Source organism: Roseomonas sp. 18066, from assembly GCF_902706185.1.
Taxonomy (GTDB): domain Bacteria; phylum Pseudomonadota; class Alphaproteobacteria; order Acetobacterales; family Acetobacteraceae; genus Pseudoroseomonas.
Genome location: NZ_CACSJM010000013.1, coordinates 1 through 17,443 on the forward strand (window position 1 = coordinate 1; position 17,443 = coordinate 17,443).

The following is a 17,443-nucleotide window of genomic DNA, read 5'->3' on the forward strand; positions in this document are numbered from 1 at the left end:
CCCCCGACCTGGCCACCACCCCCGGCCGCGCCCCGGAAGGCGCGATGGAAACCCGCCTCGCCGCGCTCTTCGCCGCGACGCTGGGCCTGGAAACGATCAGCGCCGAGGATGATTTTTTTGCGCTCGGCGGCCATTCGCTGCTGGCCGTCGAGCTGACGCAGAAAATCCGGCAGGAATTCGGCCGTGACCCGGGCCTCGGCGCGCTGTTCGAGCAGCCCAGCGTCGCCCGCCTCGCCCGGCTGCTGGACAGCACCGCGCTGCCGCCCAGCGATGACGGGCTGCGGCCGCTGCTGCGCCTCGGCAGCGGGGATGCGGCGGCACCGCTCTTCGTCATCCACCCCGCCGGCGGCATTGCCTGGTGCTATGGCGGGCTGGCCCGCGCCTTGGCCCCCAAGCGCAGCACCTTCGGCCTGCAGGCGCCGTCGCTCGATGCCGCCGTGGCGCCGCCGGCCGACATGGCGGCGCTGGCGGAAGACTATGCGGCCCGCGTGGTCGCGGCGCAGCCCGAGGGCGCCATCAACCTGGCCGGCTGGTCGGTCGGCGGCATCATCGCCCAGGCCATGGCCGTGGCGCTGCAGCGGCGCGGGCGGCAGGTCGGGCTGCTCGCCCTGCTCGACGCCTATCCTGCGGACGCCTGGCGCGCCGAGCCGGAGCCCGACCAGGGCGCCATCTACCGCGCGCTGCTGGTCATCGCCGGCCACGACCCGGCGCAGCATCCCGAGCTGACCCTGGACCGCGCCCCCGTCATCGACTTCCTGCGCCGCGGCGGCACGCCCCTGGGCCGGCTGCCGGAGGCGGCGCTGGACGGCGTGGTGCGGGTGGTCGAGGGCAACAACCGCCTGGTGCGCGGCCACCACCACGCCCGCTTCGAGGGAAGGCTGGTGCATGTCCGCGCCGCCCATGACCATGCCGGCCGGGCGCTGACGCCGGCGATGTGGGCGCCCTATGCCACCGAGCTCGCGGTGATCGACGTCCCCGCCCTGCATGGCGAGATGATGGGGCCGAAGGCCACCGCCATCATCGCGCCCGCGCTGCTGCGGCTGATGGCCTGAGAAGGGCGGGCCACCGGCCCGCCCCGTTTTCTCAAGCCCGGATGATGCTGACGGTGTCGCCGTTCGGATCCTCGACCGGCGGCTGGCCTCTGGGGGCCGAGCGCGCCTTGTTGGTCACATAGGCCAGGCCCGAGCGGCGATCGACGGCCACCGTGTTCGGATGCGACCCCGTGGCCAGGCTTTCCTTCAGTTCCAGCGCCTTGGCATCGACGATGCTGACGGTCCCGGCGCCACGGTTGGCGACGTATGCGAGGGAACCGTCGCCCGACAGGGTGACGCCCAGCGCGCCCTCGCCCGTGGCGATCGCCTTCACCACCTGGCCGGAGGCCGCATCCAGCACGGTCAGCTGGCCGCTCTTCTGGTTGGCGACGAACAGCCGGTTGCTGCCGGCCTGGAAGGCGATGTTCACCGCGCCCTCGCCGCCCGAGGCGAAGCGGCGGATGCCGGCGCGGCGACCCAAGCTGACCTCGACGATCTCGCTGCTGGTCAGCGCCGTCGCGAACAGCCGGTCGCCGGCGGCGTCATAGGCGAGGCCCGTGATGCCACCCTCCAGCCCCTCGGTGATGACGGCGGAAACCTTGCCGCCGGCGGTGTCGACCACCCAGATCGCGCTGGGCTTGTCGCGGGCGCCGAAGGAGGAGACGAAGGCGCGGTCATGCGCCTCGTCGACGATCACCTGGCGCAGATGGGCGCCCTCGCCCTCGGCGATGCGGGCCTTCACCGCGCCGGTCTTCAGGTCGATCGCCAGCAGGTTGCCGGCCCGCGTGCCGGTGCCGAACAGCGTGCCCGTGCGGTCGTTCACCGCCAGGCCGAAGGCGGCATCATCGCCGAGCTCGATGGTCGACTTGATCTCCAGCGTGCGCGGGTCAAGGCCGAGGATCTTCGCCTCCTTCCCCCCGCGCGGCCCGGCGCTGGCCACATGCACCAGGCCGGTGGTGCTGCTGACCGCCAGCTCATACAGGCCTGGCGCCAGCTTGACCGTCTTCTCCACCGCGGCGGCGGCGAAGGCCGGGCGGAAGGTCAGGCCGAGCCCGGCGGCGCCGAACAGAGCCAGGGCGCCGCGGCGCGTCAGATGGGGCATGGGATGGGTCTCCTTGCAGGCGGTTTCTGCGAATGGTTCTCACTATCGCCGCTCCGCCGCCGTCCGGCAATCGCGCTGGCGGGCCGCGCATGACCGGGCCGACATGGCAGGCGCCCGGCCGCCTGGCTTGCCATGCCCGGACGCCGCTGTCAGAAGAGGCTGCAACTCATTCGCAGCAGGCGAAGGCGCCAGCCGGCAGGGGACCTCGATGCCGCAGCATTGCCAAAAGAATATCTTTTCTCCCGGTCGCCGTGGCCTGCTGGCGGGCGCCGCCGGGCTGGGGCTGCTGCCGCTGGCCCGCCCCGCCATCGCCCAAGGCCGGCCGCTGCGCATTGGCATGGTCACCTCGCTGTCCGGCCCCTTCACCGCGCTGGGCGAGAGCATGCGCGCCGGCATGCAGCTGCTGCTGGCCCAATCCAACCAGACCATCGCCGGCCGGCGCGTCGAGTTCCTGGTGGAAGACGACCAGGCCCGCCCCGAGGAAGGCGTGCGCAAGGCGCGCAAGCTGATCGGCCAGGACAAGGTCGACCTGCTCTGCGGCGTCATCAGCTCCGGCGTGGCCCTCGCTTTGCGCGACGTGGTCACCGAGGCGCGGATGCCGACCTTCCTGCTCGGCTCGGCCAATGACCTGGCGCGCAAGGCCGCCAGCCCCTTCATCCTGCGCCCGACCAAGACCAACTGGATGCTGGGCGACACCGCCGCCCGCTGGACCTATGAGAAGGTGTCCAAGTCGAAGGTGCTGACCGTCGGCTCCGACTATGCTGCCGGGCGCGAATATATCGGCGACTTCTCCGAGGGCTACCGCAGGCTCGGCGGCAGCATCGGCCGGCAGCTCTGGACGCCGCTGGGCAGCGCCGATTTCGGCCCGCTGCTGACCACCATCGCCTCGGAACGGCCGGAGGTGGTCTATGGCTTCTTCGCCGGCAGCGACGCCGTCCGCTTCCTGCGGCAATGGAAGGAATACCGTCTGGCCGGGCGCGTGCCGCTGGTCGGCACCGGCGCCTTCTTCGACCAGGAGGACGTGCTGCCCGCCGTCAGCGACGCGGCGCTGGGCGCGTTGAACACCTTCCACCAGTCGCCCACCGCCCCCGCCAGCGCGGCCTTCATCGAGGCCTATCGCGCGACCGGCAAGCCGCTGCCCGGCGAGTTCAGCACCACCGGCTATGTCTGCGGCCAGGTGATCAAGGCGGCGCTGGAGCGCAGCAACGGCGATGTCTCCGACTGGGAGAAGACCCGCGCCGGGTTGTTCGCGTCGCCGGTCGAGACCGCCTTCGGCCCGATGCCCTTCGATCCGCGCAACGGCCAGGCCATCCTCGACATCCATGTCAACGAGGTGAAGCGCGGCGAGGACGGCCGCATGGTCAACACCGTGCTGCACACCTATGCCCAGGTGCGCGACCCCGGCATCCCCGCCTGACCGCATGATGGGCTATGCCGCCATCCAGGTGCTGAACGCGCTGTCCTTCTCGGCGCTGCTGCTGCTGACCGGGCTGGGCCTGTCGGTCGTCCTCAGCCTGATGAATTTTGTTAATTTGGCGCATGGCTCTTTCTATCTGCTGGGCTCCTACATCGCGGTGCATTGGCTGGCCTCGGGCGCGCCGTGGTGGATGGCCTTTCCGGTGGCCTTCCTGGCGACCGCTTTGGCCGGCGCGCTGCTGGAACGCTTTCCGCTGCGTGCCTTCTACGCCCGGCCGCATCTGATGCAGGTGCTGCTGACCTACGGCCTGTCCGTCATCTTCGCCGACCTGATGCGCTGGGGTTTTGGCGCGCAGATCCTGTCGCCGGAGCTGCCAGAAATGCTGCAGGGCGTGGTCTTCCTGTTCGACATGCCCTTCCCGCTGTACCGGCTGTTCATCATCGGCGCCGGCTTCGCGCTGGCGCTCGCCCTGTGGCTGCTGTTCGACCGGACGATGTGGGGCGCCGTCGTGCGCGCCGCCGTCAGCGACCGCGGCATCGTCGAGACGCTGGGCATCGACACCCGCCGCCTCTTCGCCGCGGTCTTCATGCTCTCGGCGGGGCTGGGCGGCATCAGCGGCGCGCTCGGCGCCGGCATGCTCGCCGCCTATCCGGGGCTGGACGAGGAGGTGCTGATCCTGGCGCTGATCACCGTCGTCGTGGGCGGTCTGGGCAGCTTCGGCGGCACGGTGCTGAGCGCGCTGGTCGTCGGCTTCGCCCTGACCTTCAGCAAGGTCTGGTTCCCGGAATTCGCCAATCTGGCCGCCTTCTCGGCGATGATCGCGCTGCTGCTGGCGCGCCCCAACGGCCTGATCGCGCCGCCGCTCCGCCAGCTATGAACCGTCTCGCGCTCCCGCTCGGCGGGCTCCTGGCCATCGCCATGGTCGCTGTCCTGGCCGGCGATTTCCAGCTGCGCTTCCTGGCCGAGATCCTGATCATCGGCACCGCGGTGATGAGCCTCGACCTGCTGATCGGCTTCGGCGGGCTGATCTCGCTCGGCCATGCCGCGCTGTTCGGCTCGGCCGCCTATGCCGCCGCCATCGCCGCGCAGCATTGGGGCGCCTCGCTGCCGGTGATGCTGGGCATCGGCATCGCCATGGGCACCGCGGTCGCGGCGGTGATGGGCCTGGTCATCCTGCGCGCCGGCAATCTTTTCCTGCTGATCCTGGCGCTGCTGTTCGGACAGATCGTCTGGGAGATCGCTTTTCATTGGCGCGACGTCACCGGCGGCGCCGACGGGCTGCGCGGGCTGCCGACGCTGTCGCTGGGCCCCTGGGCGCTGGGCGATGCGCGCTCGCTCTTCGTGCTGGCCGGGCTGCTGGCGCTGGGCTGCCTGGGCCTGGCGCGCAGCTTCGTGGCCTCGCCGCTCGGCCGCGCGCTGATCGGCACGCGGGAACAGCCGATCCGCATGCAGGCGCTGGGCTACAACCTGTTCTCGCTGCGCTTCCGCGCGCTGCTGGTCTCCGGCGCCATGGCGGGGGCGGCGGGCGCGCTCTACCCCTTCGTCAACCTCTATGTCGGGCCGCAAAGCGTGCATTGGACGCTGTCGGCGACGATGATCATCATGCTGGTGATCGGCGGCGTCGGCTCGCTCTGGGGTTCTTTCCTCGGCACCGCCGCCTACCTCGCGCTGCAGACCTATGTCGGCGCCTGGACCGATCGCTGGCAGCTCTGCGTCGGGCTTCTCTTCGTCCTGACCGTGCTGGTGATGCCGCAGGGGCTGGCGAGCGGGCTTCTCCGACTGGCCCGCAAGGCGCGCCGGTCATGACCGCGCTGCTGCAGGTCGAGGGCGTGGGCAAGAAATTCGGGGAATTCGCCGCCGTCAGCGATGTCACGCTCGACCTGCGCGCCGGCGAGACGCTCGGCCTGATCGGCCCGAACGGCGCCGGCAAGACGACGCTGTTCAACATGATCACCGGCTTCCTCAAGCCCGACACCGGCCATGTCCGCTTCGACGGCGCCGCCATCGACCGGTTGTCGCCGGCGCAGCGCGTGGCGCGCGGGCTGGTGCGCAGCTTCCAGAAGCCGATGCTCTTCCCGGCGCTGTCGCTCCGCGAGAACATCGCCATGGCGTCGCGCCAGCATGCCGGGCGAGGATTGTCCTGGCTCGGCAGCCTGCGCGCGACGCGCGCGGCGAACGAAGAATCCGACCGGTTGCTGGCGGAATCCGGCCTGACGCACCGCGCCGAGGCGCGCGTCGCCGACCTGGCCTATGGCGAGCAGCGCATGGCCGATCTGCTGATCGCCCTCGCCCTGCGGCCGCGCCTGCTGCTGCTGGACGAGCCCACTGCCGGCCTGGCACCCGAGGAAGCGCGCCGCCTGCTGGCCATCATCCGCCGCCATGACGCCGAGACCTCGGTGATGCTGATCACCCATGAGGTGGAGATCGCCTTCGCCGCCTGCGACCGCATCGCCATGCTCAATCTGGGGCGGCTGCTCTGCCTCGACACGCCGGCGGCCGTGCAGGCGCATCCGGCGGTGCGCGACGCCTATCTCGGGGCGCTGGCGGCATGATGCTCGCGCTGGACAGGCTTTCCGCCCATTACGGCGCCGTCGAGGTTTTTTCCGACGTCTCGCTGGCCATCGCCGCCGGCGAGAAGGTCGCGCTGCTCGGCCGCAACGGCGCCGGCAAGACGACGCTGGTGCAGTCGCTGTTCAACCTCGGCCCGCGCCTCTCGGGCAGCATCCGCCTGCAGGGCGAGGCCGTGCAGGACTGGCCGACGCATCGCATCGCGCGCCGCGGCATGGCGCTGGTGCCGCAGGGCCGCGGGTTGTTCCCGACGCTGTCGGTGACGGAGAATCTGCGCCTCGCCACGCTGCGCCAGCCGCGCGGCGAATGGACCCTGGAAAAGATTTTCGCCCTGTTTCCGCGGCTGGCGGAGCGGCGCCATGCCTCCAGCAGCGCGCTCAGCGGCGGCGAGCGGCAATTGCTGGCCATCGGCCGCGCGCTGCTGACCCAGGCGCCGCTGCTGGTGCTGGACGAGCCCAGCGAAGGCCTGGCGCCGATGATGGCGGAAGAGATCATCGTGCAGCACGTCGGCAAGCTCGCCGAGGCCGGGCTGACCGTGCTGCTGGCCGAGCAGAATGCGGCGCTGGCCTTGCGTCTCTGCCCGCGCGCCCTGGTGCTGGCCGGGCGGCGGCTGGTCTTCGACGGGCCGTCGGAAGCGCTGCTCGCCGACCGCGCGCTACTCCAGGAACATCTGGGCGTCTGACGCCAGCAGAAAACGCAGCGACCGCATCAGCCCGAGCGGCAGCATCGAGGCATGCGTCTCGCCCGGGCAAGTCTCTGCCTGCACCCGCGCCTGCGGCAGGCAGGAGCCCAGCGTGGTCGCCATGTCGCGCAGGTTGCTGACCATGGCACGCCGCCGGCGCCGTGCCGCGATGTCCTCGGCCCCCGGCAGCCCGGCTTCCCAGGGGGCGAGGCCTTCTTCCCATTCGCCGACGGCCAGAAAAACATCCGGCCGCGCGCCGGCGGGCAGGATCGCGTTGGACAGCCCGCGCAGCAGCCGCGGCCGGTCCCACCAGATCGAGGGGCTGAGCGCGCCGTAGCCGCTGAACAGCGCCGTGTCATGCGCCAGCAGGTCCAGCACCAGGTTGCCCGCCAGCGAATGGCCGATGATCACCTGCCGCGCCGGATCGATCGGCGCCTGGCCTGCCACCAGCGGCCGCGCGACATCGCGCAGCATGTCGCGGAAGCCGTCGCGCCCGCCGGCGGTGCCGCGATGCGGCTCGGCGGCTGGCGGCCCGGCGGTATAGTCGAAGCCGCGGCGGGCGCGGTCGAAGCCGCCATCGGTCGGATAGGCGATGCCGGCCAGGATGGCGGGCGCCATGCGCGTCACCTTCTGCCGCGCCGAGGCCATGCGCAGCGTCTCCAGCGCGGTGCCGAAGCAGGCATTGGCGTCCAGCAGCCAGACCACGGGAAATCCTGGCTCCGGCGGCGGCGTCTCCGGCACCGCCAGCCACAGCTGCCATCCACCCGGAATGTCGAAAACCTGCGTGCCCGACAGCGAGACCGGCGGCATCGCCTCAGCCCCGCAAGGTCGCGCCACCATCGACCAGGATATCGGTCATGGTGACATGGGCCGCGCGATCGGACAGCAGAAACAGCACGGCATCGGCGACGTCGTCGGGCGTCGCCAGCTTGCCCAGCGGAATGCCGGTCTTGTAGGCCTCGGGCAGGCCTTCGATGACGCGGGCGGCGCCGTGCTCGTCGGCCCACATCCCCGTCTGCATCGGCGTCAGCGTCGAGCCGGGGGCGACGATGTTGCAGCGGATCCCATGCGGCGCCAGCTCCAGCCCGAGGCAGCGGGTGAACATGCTGGCCGCCGCCTTCGACGCCGCATAGGCCGCCATGCCGTGCCTAGGCACGCTGGCGGCGTTGGAGCTGACGGTGACGAAGGCGCCGCGCTTGCGCGGTGTCATGCGCCGGGCCAAAGCGCGGCCCAGATGGAACACGCCCTGCGCGTTGATGGCGAAGACGCGGTCCCAGTCGGCATCGCTGGTCTCCGCCACCAGCCCGGTGGCCAGCACGCCGGCGACGCTGACGCCGTAATCGATCGCACCCCAGTCGGCCTCGACCTGCGCCACCAGCGCCTCGACGGCGGCGGCATCGGTGACGTCCAGCGCCGCGCGCCAGACGCCGTCCAGCTCGGGGATGCCCTCGATGCCGAGGTCGGTCGCGACGATGCGCGCGCCTTCCTCGTGCAAAGCGCGGACCAGGGCGGCGCCGATGCCGCCCCCCGCGCCCGTCAGCACAGCAATCCGCCCGGCGATGCCGCTGGCCCGCATGGCCCGTCCCCTCTGGTCAGAAGGCGATGCGCGCCACGCTCTCGGCCGAGTTGCGCGGCGCCTCGCGCCCGTTCTTCACCGAGACATAGAGCAGCTTGCCCGCCGCGTCGAAGGCCAGGCTGTTCGGGTGCTTCGGCAGGGCGATGGTGGCGCGATTGGCCAGCGTCGCGGCGTCGAGCACGGCGATGGCGCCGTCCTCGCGCGAGGCCACGAAGACGCGGCCGCCAGCCGCGTCCAGCAGCAGCGACAGCGGGCCCTTCGGCGCCACGCCCTCGGCGACCAGGCGGCCGTCGGCGGGATCGATGCGGCCGACCCGGTTGCCCGGATGCTTCGAGGTGAAGTCCGCCTGCATCTTCGCCTGATAGCCCGGCATGCTTTCCAGCCCCTGGTCGACCGCCAACACCTGGCCGCTGGCGGCGTCGAATTCCAGGTTCATCGGCTGCTCCAGCCCGCCGGCGGCAACCTCCCTGGCCACCGTCATCGCCTTGGCGTCGACCGTGTAGAGACGCCCGAGCAGCGAGGAGAGGAAGACGCGCTGGCTGGCCGAATCCACGGCGATGCCGATCACGCCCGGCCCCATGCCCGTCACCGTGCCCTTCAGGGTCAGCGCCTTGGCGTCGACAACGTACAGAACACTGTTCTCGGTGCTGAAGCCGGGGATGTAGAGGGTCGTGCCGCTGGCATCGAGGCGCAGCTCGCGCAGGCTGTAGGGGGCGCGCTCCTTGCTGTCGGGGCCGCTGACCTTCTCGGCCAGGCGCAGCGTGCCGACCAGCTTGTTGGCGGCGATGTCGATGACGCTGATGGCAGCCTCGGTGCTGTGACCGACATAGAGGCGGCCCGCGGCCTCATCCAGCGCCACGCCAAAGCCCTTGAGCGGCAGCGCGATCTCGGCCTGGACCTCGAGCGTCGCGGCATCGAGGCGCAGCACCCGGCCATCCACCGAATTCTCGCCGAAGCCGCCGGAGGACGCGACGAAGACCGCCTTCTGCGCCGCGCTGACCGCGAGCTCGTAGAGGCCGACGCCGACTTCCTTGCGGGTCACGGCCGGCTCGGCGGCGCGGGCCGGGATGGCGAGCAGCCCGAGGGCGGCGAGGCCCAGCAGCGGCCGGCGGCCAAGGACAGGAGCATGCGGCATGGCGAATTCCCTTTTGTCATTCCGTGGCCGTCGAAGTCTCAAAGCAGCGCGAGCAGCCCCGCCGGCAGCGGCGCGGCGCCGAGGAACAGCGCCACCCGCGGGGCATAGCACAGCAGCAGCGCCAGCGGCATGGCGGCGGCGGTCAGCAGCCCTGTCCAGGCGACAAGGCCGAGGCCCCAGCCGAAGGCGGCGACCGGTGGCAGCATCGACGCCGCCAGCAGCAGCCAGCCGCCCCAGAACAGCAGCTGTCGCCGCCGGGCGGGAATGCGGCGATGGGCAAGAACCTGCTCGTGGTGGCGCTCCATGGCGAGCGACAGCGCCAGGAAGCCGGCATAGGCCAGCGCCAGGCCGAGCAGCGTCATGGCGTGGCCTCGGCGGCGCGCGGGCCGCGCGCCGGGCGTCGCGCCGCGGCCGGCGCATGGCGCGCGACCTTCACCGCGATGGCGCCCAGCAGCGCGCCGCAGCCCAGCAGGCCGAGGTCGAAGCCAACCCGCAGCCAGTCGCCGGCCTGGGCGGAGGCGACAAGATGCGCGTCAGTGGCGAAGAAGTTCAGCAGCGGCAGCAGCGCGAAGGCCACGGCGCCGACGGCGAACTGCTCGACCCAGGCGCGGCGGCCGCGGCGGAACAGCGGATGCAGCAGGCACAGCGCCCAGACGGCGAAGAAGGCATGCACCTCCCAGGCGGCGCGCTGCGGCAGGTCGAGCGGCAGCAGGCGATTGGCCCAGAAGTAGCCGGCCATGGCCAGCGGCAGCCCGGCGATGGCGGCGACGTTCAGATGCTCGACCAGCCGGGTGCCGAAGCCGACGCGCCCGGCCTTCACCGCCTGCTGCCGCTGCTTCACCGCCCAGAGCACGCAGCCCGTCGCCACCATCACCGTTCCCGCCAGCCCCGCCAGCAGGAACAGCGCGCGCAGCGCCGGCCCGGCGAAACGCGCCAGATGCAGCCCATAGAGCACGCCATGCAGCTGCGCCGCCGGCCCCGCCTCGCCGGATTGCGCGATCACCGCCCCGGTCGCGCCGTCGAAGGTCAGGCTCTGCGCGCTGGTCGAGATGCGCTCATGGCCGGCGCGGGTCAGCTGGACCGTGGCGCTGGCATCGCCCGGGTTGTTGACGGCGATGCGGCCCGGGCTGCCGCCCTGCCAGCGCCGCGCCGCCTCCTCCAGCATCGGCGCGATCGGCGCCAGGGGCACGGGCTGGCTGGCGCGCGGGCGCGGCGCGGCATTGCCGAAGAGCTCGGTGTTGAAGCCCTGGCGGTCGTTGGGATAAGCGCGCTCGATGCCCCAGGGCATCGCCATCGCCATGAAGATCACCAGCCCGCTATAGGTGATCATCAGGTGGTAGGGCAGCGCCAGCACCGCCGCGACATTGTGCCCGTCCAGCCAGGAACGCTGACCCTTGGCCGGGCGGAAGGTGAAGAAGTCGGCGAAGATGCGCCGATGCGTGATGATGCCGCTGATGATCGCCATCAGCATGAACATCGTGCAGACCACGATGATCCAGCGCCCCCAGAAGACGCTGAGGTAGTGCAGCTCGAAATGGAAGCGGTAGAAGAACTCGCCGCCCTGGGTCTCGCGCGCCGCGACCGCCTCGCCGCTGTCGGGATGCAGCACCGCGGAGCGGAAGCCGCGGCCGCGGGCGGCGGGGTCGCGCGGGGCGGGGTCGCGCCAGAAGACGCGGATCGCGCTTTCGCGTGTATCCGGCAGGGTGATGAACCAGCTGGTCGAGCGCGGCGCCAGCCGCTGCATCGCCGCCATCGCCACCTCCGCATTCTGCGGGCCGGGGCGGGCGGCGGCGAGCTCGGGCCGCATCCAATGCGAGATCTCGGGGCGCAGATAGGCCGCCGTGCCGGTCAGGAAGACGGCGAAGAGGATCCAGCCGACCAGCAGCCCGGTCCAGGTGTGCAGCCAGGCCATGCTCTGGCGGAAGCCGTCCTTCATGATGCCGCTCCCTGCAGCCACAGCAGCCCGGCCAGGATCGCCGCCAGGATGGCGATGCCCACCGCCATGCGCCCGAGCCGCCGCGCGGCGAAGGCCCAGACGATGCAGCCGGCGAGGATCAGGAAGGACAGCAGCGTCGCCGTGATCACCGCCTCGACCCGCGGCATCGGCAGGCTGGTGGCCAGCCAGGCGCTGGCCATGGCGGCGACGGCATAGCCGCCGCCGAGGCCCGCGAGCAGCCGGGCGACGATCCCGGCCACGCGCCGCAGCTCGGACGCGCGCGACGGCACCCCTTTCTCCGCCGCCACGCGCCCGCGCCGCTCAGAAGCGGTAGCGGATGGTGCCGGTGACGGTGCGGCCATAGCCGTACCAGCACCAGGTGTAGCCGCCGCAGCTGTTGACATAGCGGGTATCCGCCACGTTGTTGACGTTGACCGAGGCCAGCATGCCCTCGAGGTTGCGGCCGAGCTGGCCCAGGTCATAGCGCAGCGCCAGGTCGAACAGCGTCGCCGCATCCACCTTGAAGGTGTTGGCGTCGTCGCCGTAGCTGGAGCCGAGGTAGCGCACGCCGGCGCCGAGGCCGAGGCCCTGCAGCTGGCCCTCGGGCGCGGTGTAGTCGAGCCAGGCGGAGGCGCTGCGGCTCGGCGCGCCGGCCGGAGTCTTGCCCTGCAGCGGCACGCTGCCGCCCGTGGCGCGGCCCTCGATGCCGTAGTCGATGGTCGTGGTGTTGTTGCTGCGGCTGTACTCGACGTCCTGCAGCGTGAAGGCGGCGGTCAGGCGCAGCCCCTCGGCCAGGCTGGCCTTGGCCTCCAGCTCGATGCCGCGCGAGGTGGTCTCGCCCTGCTGCGTGCTGAAATTCGGGTTGACCGCGTCGGTCGACAGCACGTTCTGCCGCAGCAGGTCGAAGGCGGCGACGCTGACCGACAGGTTGGTGCCCGGCGGCTGGTAGCGCAGGCCGATCTCATACTGCCGGCCGGTGGTCGGCTCGAAGGGGTTCAGGAAGCGGTCGGTGCCCGACTGCGGCTCGAAGCTCTCGCTGTAGCTGACATAGGGCGCCAGGCCATTGTCGAACAGATAGACGGCGCCGAGCCGCGCGGTCGCCGCATGGTCCTTCTGCCGCGACACCGAGGTGCGGCGCTGGGTCGAGACCGCGCTGTTCTCCGTCGTGCTGTCCGACCAGTCGAGGCGGCCGCCGGCCAGCAGCACCAGCTGGCCGATCTTCACCTGCTCCTGCAGGTAGACGCCCATCTGGTTCTGCCGCTGGCTGCTGTAGGAGGCGAAGCCGGGCCAGGCGGTGCCCTGGTTGGCGTAGCGCGGGTTGAAGAAATCCTGCTGCAGCACGCGGCGGCCGGCCGCCGTGGTGTAGGAGGCGGAGCCGGTATAGACGTCGTTGAGCAGGCGATAGTAGTCGAGGCCCACCAGGATGGTGTGCTGCGCCGGGCCGGTGCGCAGGTTCAGCTGCGCCTGGTTGTCGACGGTGAAGGCGTCGAGATTGGCGTCGGTGCCGAAGACCGAGCGGACGCTGCGGCGCAGGTCGGACGAGATCAGCGAGTGGTAGACGCTGCGATACTCGCCCTGGGTGTGCAGGTAGCGGAAGTTCTGCCGCAGCGTCAGCGCGCTGTTGACGCGGTGCTCGGCCAGGTAGCCGGCCATGTAGTGCTCGCGGTTCGAGCGCTCCAGGTTCGGGTCGCCGTCGTAGAAGCGCGTGCCGATGCGGCCGTTCGGATTGGGCAGCACCGAGCCCCAGGAGGAGACGCTGCCATAGGAGCCGGATTCCGGGTCGCGCTGGTAGTGGCCGAACAGCGTGATGCTGGTGTCGGCATCCGGCCGCCAGGTCAGGCTGCCATTGAAGAAGTAGCGGCGGGTGCGGGTCTGGTCGAGCTCGCCATCGGCCTCGCCATAGGAGGCGATGAGGCGGCCGAGGAACTTGCCCTCGCTGTCCAGCTTGCCGCTGAGGTCGCCGGCGACGCGGCGGCTGTCGCGGTTGCCGCCCTCGACCAGGATCTCGCGGATGCGCTCCTCGGTCGGGCGCTTGGTGACGACATTGACCAGGCCGCCCGGCGGCGTCGTGCCGTAGAGCACCGAGGCCGGGCCACGCAGCACCTCGACCCGCTCCAGCCGGTAGGGGTCGATGCTGGGATTGGCGTCGCGGCCGCCGGCGACGCGCATGCCGTCGACGAAGGTGGCCGGCGAATAGCCGCGGATCGAGATCTGGTCGAGGCGCACGGCGGTGTTGCCGCGCGGCTCGACGGTGGTGCCGGCGGTGTAGCGCAGCGCCTGGGTCAGGCTGCGCGCGTTGCGGGCCTGGATCTCGTCGGCGGTGATGACGGAGATCGACTGCGGCGTCTCGATGATCGGCGTGTCGGTCTTGCTGGCCGTGGCGCTGACGCCGGCGACGAAGCCCTGCACCGGGCTGTAGGCGCGCTCGACGCCGCCCTGGACGCTGACTTCCGGCAGGGCGACGGGGCTGCCCGCGGCGGCCGGCGCGGTGGTGCTGTCCTGCGCGACGGCCGCGCCGAGCGGCGCCGCCACGGCGCCGGCGGCGGCCAGCGCGATCAGGGCGCGCTGGCCGCGCAGAAGGGCCTTGGGTGCTCGCCGAGCCATGATGCGTAGTCCTTGCCAGCCAATTGAGAATGAGACGCGAATGCGAGGCGCCCGCATAGTCGTCCCGGTAATCTTGGGCAAGGGCCGCGGTAACAGTTTGTCGAATTTCACCCGGTGGAAGCGACAGGGCCGCCGGCGCCGTGGCGGCGTCGGCGGAGATCGGCCCGCGATGCCCCGATGCGGCCAGCTTCCCTCCCGCTCTGTCTGGGACAGGCTTCGCCGCGATTCGGCCACAGGCCTGCCAGAGGCCCGGCGCCATGCCGGCCCGGCCGGGCCCTGGCGGCGGCGGCTGCGCGACCGTCGCGGCAAGCCTGGGCCTGGCGGCTTTCCGGTTACAGGATGGTCAGGAAAGCCGCCGGGCGCCTCAGCTGTCCAGGCGGATCTTGGCCTCGCGCGCCACCTGGCGCCATTTGGCGATCTCGGCGCGGATGAAGGCGCCGAACTCGGCCGGGCTGCCGGGGTCGGGGAAGCCGCCGAGCTCCACCATCCGCGCGGCGATCGCCGGGTCGCGCAGGATCGCCACGGCATCGGCGTTGATCTTGGCCAGGATGTCGTCCGGCGTGCCGACCGGGGCGACCAGCCCCGACCAGCCCAGCGCCTCGTAGCCCGGGAAGCCGGCCTCGGCGACGGTGGGCACGCTGGCCAGCTGCGGCGGCCGCGCCCGGCTGGTCACCGCCAGCGCCCGGGCGCGGCCGGACTGGATCTGCGGCAGGGCGCTGGCCAGGCTGTCCATCATCAGCGGCACATTGCCGGCGATCAGGTCGGCGATGGCCGGGCCGCTGCCGCGATAGGGCACATGGGTCAGCTTCAGCCCGGCGCGATGCGCCAGCATTTCCGTCGCCATGTGCTGCGCCGTGCCCGGCCCGGCCGAGGCATAGTTCACCGCCCCCGGATTCTTCCGCGCCTGCGCCAGGAAGGATGCGAAATCGGCCGGCCCCTTGCCGGGATGGGCGACCAGCACCAGCGGCAGGGTGAAGATATTGGTGATCGCGGCGAAGTCGCGCTCGGCGTCATAGGGCAGCTGCGCCATCACCGAGGGGTTCACCCCCAGCGTGCCCGAGGTGCCGACCACCAGCGTGTAGCCGTCGGGCGTGGCGCGCGCCCCCGCCTCCATCCCCAGCGCGCCGGCGCCGCCCGAGCGGTTCTCCACCACCACGCGCTGCGGCCAGCGCTTCGACAGCTCGTCGGCCATCAGCCGGCCGAAGATGTCGGCGGCCTGGCCGGGCGGGAAGGGCACGATCAGCCGCACCGGGCGCGTCGGCCAGGCGGATTGGGCGAAGGCGGGTTGAGCGAGGGCGGGCGCGGCGAGGGACGCGGCGGCCACGGCCAGCAGCGGCCGGCGGGCGAGCTTGGGCATCGTCAAAGGTCCTCCCTGGGCGGTCCTTCTGCCGGATGCCCCGGCGGGACCGTTCCTGCTTGACGGCGGCATCCTGCCTTTGCCAACAATGCATACGCAAACGAATTCACAAGCAAGGTCCAAGGGAATGGCGATGCCGGCCGAAGCCACGGCGGAGGGGGCCCGCGCGCGGAGCGCAGCGGAGGCGGCGCATGCCGCGCTGAAGGCGCTGATCCTGGACAATGCCCTGCCCCCCGGCAGCCAGCGGCTGGAGAGCGAGCTGGCGCTGCAGCTCGGCCTGTCGCGCACCCCGGTGCGGGAGGCGATGGTGCGCCTGCAGCAGGAAGGCCTGGTCGCCATCACCCCGCGCCACGGCATGCGGGTGCTGCCGATCGCCGCCGCCGACATGCGCGAGATCTATGCCGTGCTGACCGCGCTGGAGCCGATGGCGGCCGAGCTGCTGGCCCGCCGCGCCGATCCCGGCGCCGGGCTCGGCCGGCTGGAGCAGGCCTGCGACGCCATGGAGGCGGCGCTGGCCGCCGAGGACCGCCGTGGCTGGGCCGCGGCCGACGAGGCCTTCCACCTGGGCCTGGCCGAGCTCTGCGGCAATCGCCGCCTGGCGGGGATGGTGATGCAGGTCTGGGAGCAGTCGCACCGCGCCCGGCTGTTCACCTTGCAGCAGCGGCCGCTGCCGGCGCGCAGCACCGCCGAGCATCGCCGCGTGCTGCAGGCCATCGCCGCCGGCGAGGCCGAGCGCGCGCATACCCTGTATCGCCGGCACCGCGCCCGCAGCGGCGCCGAGCTGGTTTCCCTGATCGAGAGGAGTGGCCTGGCATGGCTTTGACCCGCAATGCGCTGCAGATCGCGCTGATGCCGGGCGATGGCATCGGCGTGGAGGTCACCGAGGCCTGCGTCGCGGTGCTGCGCCCGCTGGCCGCCCGCCACGGGCTGGGGCTGAATTTCGAGACGCTGCGCGCCGGCGCCATGGCCTATCGCGACACCGGCACGGCGATGGACGAGGCCACCTTCGACCGCGCCAAGGCGTCGGATGCCATCCTGCTCGGCGCCATGGGCTGGCCGGGCATCCGCTATCCGGACGGCACCGAGATCGCGCCGCAGCTCGACCTGCGCTTCCGCCTCGGGCTTTTCGCCGGGGTCCGGCCGATCCGCGCCCTGCCCGGCCTGCCGACGGTGCTGGCCGATCCGCGGGCGAAGGACATCGATCTCGTCATCCTGCGCGAAAGCACCGAGGGGCTGTTCGCCGCGCGCGGCCGGGGCGAGATCATCGAGGATCGCGAGGCGCGCGACACCATGGTGATCACGCGGGCCACGACCGAGCGGCTGTCGCATTTCGCCTTCGACCTGGCGCGGCGGCGGGCCGAGAAACGCGGCCGGCCGGGCAAGGTGACGCTGGTCGACAAGGCCAATGTCTTCACCGGCTTTGCCTTCATGCGGAAGATCTTCTACGAGGTCGCGGCCAAGCACGGCGATGTCGCCGCCGGCGACCATTATATCGACGCCATGGCGCTGGACCTGCTGCGCCGTCCCTGGGCATTCGACGTGCTGCCGACCGAGAACATGTTCGGCGATATCCTGTCGGATCTCGGCGCCGGGCTGATCGGCGGGATGGGCTTCGCGCCCTCGGCCGATGTCGGCGACGGCCATGCCGTCTTCCAGCCGAGCCATGGCACCGCCCCCGATATCGCCGGCAAGGGTGTCGCCAACCCGACCGCCATGCTGCTCTCGGCGGCGATGATGCTGGACTGGCTGTCGAGCCGCGGCGCCGGCCCGGCCTGGGCCGAGGCGGCGGCCGAGCTGGAGGCGGCGGTCGACGCGGTCTTCGCTGGCGGGCTGCGCACCCCCGATATCGGCGGCAGCGCGGGCACGGCGGAAGTGGCGCGGGCGGTGCTGGAACGGCTGCAGGAAGGGGCGCTGGCTTGAGCGGCGCCGCCCGGCACCGTGCCGGGCGGCTCAAAAATTGCGCGCCGTGTCGGGCTTCCGCGTAATCACATTGCCCCGCCAGAATATTTTCGGCACAACTCGCGCCTTCGTGCGC

17 protein-coding genes are annotated in these 17,443 nt (G+C 71.7%); 8 read left to right on the plus strand and 9 right to left on the minus strand.

Going from position 1 to position 17,443, the window contains the following annotated elements; all coding sequences use genetic code 11:
• Positions 1–1,052 (plus strand): thioesterase domain-containing protein (locus tag GVN67_RS04360; protein ID WP_235034946.1); only part of this gene is annotated, 1,052 nt, incomplete at its 5' end.
• Between the two features lie 31 nt (positions 1,053–1,083).
• Here GVN67_RS04360 and GVN67_RS04365 read toward each other — a convergent pair.
• The gene (locus tag GVN67_RS04365; RefSeq protein ID WP_159993187.1) at positions 1,084–2,133 is read right to left on the minus strand and encodes a YncE family protein; all 1,050 of its coding nucleotides are present in this window, start codon (positions 2,131–2,133) and stop codon (positions 1,084–1,086) included.
• 208 nt (positions 2,134–2,341) lie between these two features.
• Between GVN67_RS04365 and GVN67_RS04370 the strand changes: the two genes are divergently transcribed.
• The 5 genes from GVN67_RS04370 to GVN67_RS04390 are packed head-to-tail and all read left to right on the plus strand — an operon-like array spanning position 2,342 to position 6,800.
• Positions 2,342–3,550, plus strand: a complete 1,209-nt coding sequence (locus GVN67_RS04370) for an ABC transporter substrate-binding protein (RefSeq protein WP_159993189.1) — start codon at positions 2,342–2,344, stop codon at positions 3,548–3,550.
• A gap of 4 nt (positions 3,551–3,554) precedes the next feature.
• Complete coding sequence (locus tag GVN67_RS04375) at positions 3,555–4,427, plus strand: branched-chain amino acid ABC transporter permease (RefSeq protein WP_235034947.1); 873 nt, start codon at positions 3,555–3,557, stop codon at positions 4,425–4,427.
• A complete protein-coding gene (locus tag GVN67_RS04380; RefSeq protein ID WP_159993191.1) occupies positions 4,424–5,356 on the plus strand; it encodes a branched-chain amino acid ABC transporter permease in 933 nt (310 codons plus the stop codon). Before GVN67_RS04375 ends, GVN67_RS04380 begins: the two co-directional genes overlap by 4 nt.
• Positions 5,353–6,102, plus strand: a complete 750-nt coding sequence (locus GVN67_RS04385) for an ABC transporter ATP-binding protein (protein WP_159993287.1) — start codon at positions 5,353–5,355, stop codon at positions 6,100–6,102. The genes GVN67_RS04380 and GVN67_RS04385 overlap by 4 nt, the downstream gene beginning before the upstream one ends.
• Positions 6,099–6,800 carry an ABC transporter ATP-binding protein gene (locus GVN67_RS04390; RefSeq protein WP_159993193.1) on the plus strand — a complete coding sequence of 234 codons (702 nt, stop codon included), beginning with the start codon at positions 6,099–6,101 and terminating at the stop codon, positions 6,798–6,800. Before GVN67_RS04385 ends, GVN67_RS04390 begins: the two co-directional genes overlap by 4 nt.
• Here GVN67_RS04390 and GVN67_RS04395 read toward each other — a convergent pair.
• The 8 genes from GVN67_RS04395 to GVN67_RS04430 all read right to left on the minus strand — a co-directional run bounded on the left by GVN67_RS04395 (position 6,774) and on the right by GVN67_RS04430 (position 15,408).
• Positions 6,774–7,610 (minus strand): alpha/beta hydrolase, encoded by an 837-nt coding sequence (locus tag GVN67_RS04395; protein WP_159993195.1) that lies wholly within the window; start codon positions 7,608–7,610, stop codon positions 6,774–6,776. The two genes, GVN67_RS04390 and GVN67_RS04395, sit on opposite strands and share 27 nt — an antisense overlap.
• A 4-nt stretch (positions 7,611–7,614) precedes the next feature.
• Positions 7,615–8,376 carry a 2,3-dihydro-2,3-dihydroxybenzoate dehydrogenase gene (locus GVN67_RS04400; protein ID WP_159993197.1) on the minus strand — a complete coding sequence of 254 codons (762 nt, stop codon included), beginning with the start codon at positions 8,374–8,376 and terminating at the stop codon, positions 7,615–7,617.
• A gap of 16 nt (positions 8,377–8,392) precedes the next feature.
• Complete coding sequence (locus GVN67_RS04405; RefSeq protein WP_159993199.1) at positions 8,393–9,511, minus strand: YncE family protein; 1,119 nt, start codon at positions 9,509–9,511, stop codon at positions 8,393–8,395.
• 38 nt (positions 9,512–9,549) lie between these two features.
• The gene (locus GVN67_RS04410) at positions 9,550–9,873 is read right to left on the minus strand and encodes a DUF3325 domain-containing protein (protein ID WP_159993201.1); all 324 of its coding nucleotides are present in this window, start codon (positions 9,871–9,873) and stop codon (positions 9,550–9,552) included.
• A complete protein-coding gene (locus GVN67_RS04415) occupies positions 9,870–11,447 on the minus strand; it encodes a PepSY domain-containing protein (RefSeq protein ID WP_200845120.1) in 1,578 nt (525 codons plus the stop codon). Before GVN67_RS04415 ends, GVN67_RS04410 begins: the two co-directional genes overlap by 4 nt.
• On the minus strand, positions 11,444–11,737 hold the full coding sequence (locus tag GVN67_RS04420; RefSeq protein ID WP_200845121.1) for a DUF3649 domain-containing protein: 294 nt from the start codon (positions 11,735–11,737) through the stop codon (positions 11,444–11,446). Before GVN67_RS04420 ends, GVN67_RS04415 begins: the two co-directional genes overlap by 4 nt.
• 31 nt (positions 11,738–11,768) lie before the next feature.
• Positions 11,769–14,051 (minus strand): TonB-dependent siderophore receptor, encoded by a 2,283-nt coding sequence (locus GVN67_RS04425; RefSeq protein ID WP_159993203.1) that lies wholly within the window; start codon positions 14,049–14,051, stop codon positions 11,769–11,771.
• A gap of 364 nt (positions 14,052–14,415) precedes the next feature.
• Entirely contained in the window at positions 14,416–15,408 is a 993-nt protein-coding gene (locus tag GVN67_RS04430) for a tripartite tricarboxylate transporter substrate binding protein (RefSeq protein WP_159993205.1), read from the minus strand.
• 133 nt (positions 15,409–15,541) lie between these two features.
• On the opposite strand from GVN67_RS04430, the gene GVN67_RS04435 reads away from it, so the two are divergent.
• Both GVN67_RS04435 and GVN67_RS04440 read left to right on the plus strand, forming a co-directional pair.
• A complete protein-coding gene (locus GVN67_RS04435) occupies positions 15,542–16,231 on the plus strand; it encodes a GntR family transcriptional regulator (RefSeq protein WP_159993207.1) in 690 nt (229 codons plus the stop codon).
• The gene (locus tag GVN67_RS04440) at positions 16,222–17,328 is read left to right on the plus strand and encodes an isocitrate/isopropylmalate dehydrogenase family protein (protein ID WP_159993209.1); all 1,107 of its coding nucleotides are present in this window, start codon (positions 16,222–16,224) and stop codon (positions 17,326–17,328) included. The genes GVN67_RS04435 and GVN67_RS04440 overlap by 10 nt, the downstream gene beginning before the upstream one ends.
• Positions 17,329–17,443 lie beyond the last annotated feature (115 nt).

Coding starts and splice junctions, on each gene's coding strand:
- GVN67_RS04365 (WP_159993187.1), bottom strand. CDS start 2,133: ATGCCCCATCTGACGCGCCGCGGCGCCCTGGCTCTGTTCGGCGCCGCC.
- GVN67_RS04370 (WP_159993189.1), top strand. CDS start 2,342: ATGCCGCAGCATTGCCAAAAGAATATCTTTTCTCCCGGTCGCCGTGGC.
- GVN67_RS04375 (WP_235034947.1), top strand. CDS start 3,555: ATGATGGGCTATGCCGCCATCCAGGTGCTGAACGCGCTGTCCTTCTCG.
- GVN67_RS04380 (WP_159993191.1), top strand. CDS start 4,424: ATGAACCGTCTCGCGCTCCCGCTCGGCGGGCTCCTGGCCATCGCCATG.
- GVN67_RS04385 (WP_159993287.1), top strand. CDS start 5,353: ATGACCGCGCTGCTGCAGGTCGAGGGCGTGGGCAAGAAATTCGGGGAA.
- GVN67_RS04390 (WP_159993193.1), top strand. CDS start 6,099: ATGATGCTCGCGCTGGACAGGCTTTCCGCCCATTACGGCGCCGTCGAG.
- GVN67_RS04395 (WP_159993195.1), bottom strand. CDS start 7,610: ATGCCGCCGGTCTCGCTGTCGGGCACGCAGGTTTTCGACATTCCGGGT.
- GVN67_RS04400 (WP_159993197.1), bottom strand. CDS start 8,376: ATGCGGGCCAGCGGCATCGCCGGGCGGATTGCTGTGCTGACGGGCGCG.
- GVN67_RS04405 (WP_159993199.1), bottom strand. CDS start 9,511: ATGCCGCATGCTCCTGTCCTTGGCCGCCGGCCGCTGCTGGGCCTCGCC.
- GVN67_RS04410 (WP_159993201.1), bottom strand. CDS start 9,873: ATGACGCTGCTCGGCCTGGCGCTGGCCTATGCCGGCTTCCTGGCGCTG.
- GVN67_RS04415 (WP_200845120.1), bottom strand. CDS start 11,447: ATGAAGGACGGCTTCCGCCAGAGCATGGCCTGGCTGCACACCTGGACC.
- GVN67_RS04425 (WP_159993203.1), bottom strand. CDS start 14,051: ATGGCTCGGCGAGCACCCAAGGCCCTTCTGCGCGGCCAGCGCGCCCTG.
- GVN67_RS04430 (WP_159993205.1), bottom strand. CDS start 15,408: ATGCCCAAGCTCGCCCGCCGGCCGCTGCTGGCCGTGGCCGCCGCGTCC.
- GVN67_RS04435 (WP_159993207.1), top strand. CDS start 15,542: ATGCCGGCCGAAGCCACGGCGGAGGGGGCCCGCGCGCGGAGCGCAGCG.
- GVN67_RS04440 (WP_159993209.1), top strand. CDS start 16,222: ATGGCTTTGACCCGCAATGCGCTGCAGATCGCGCTGATGCCGGGCGAT.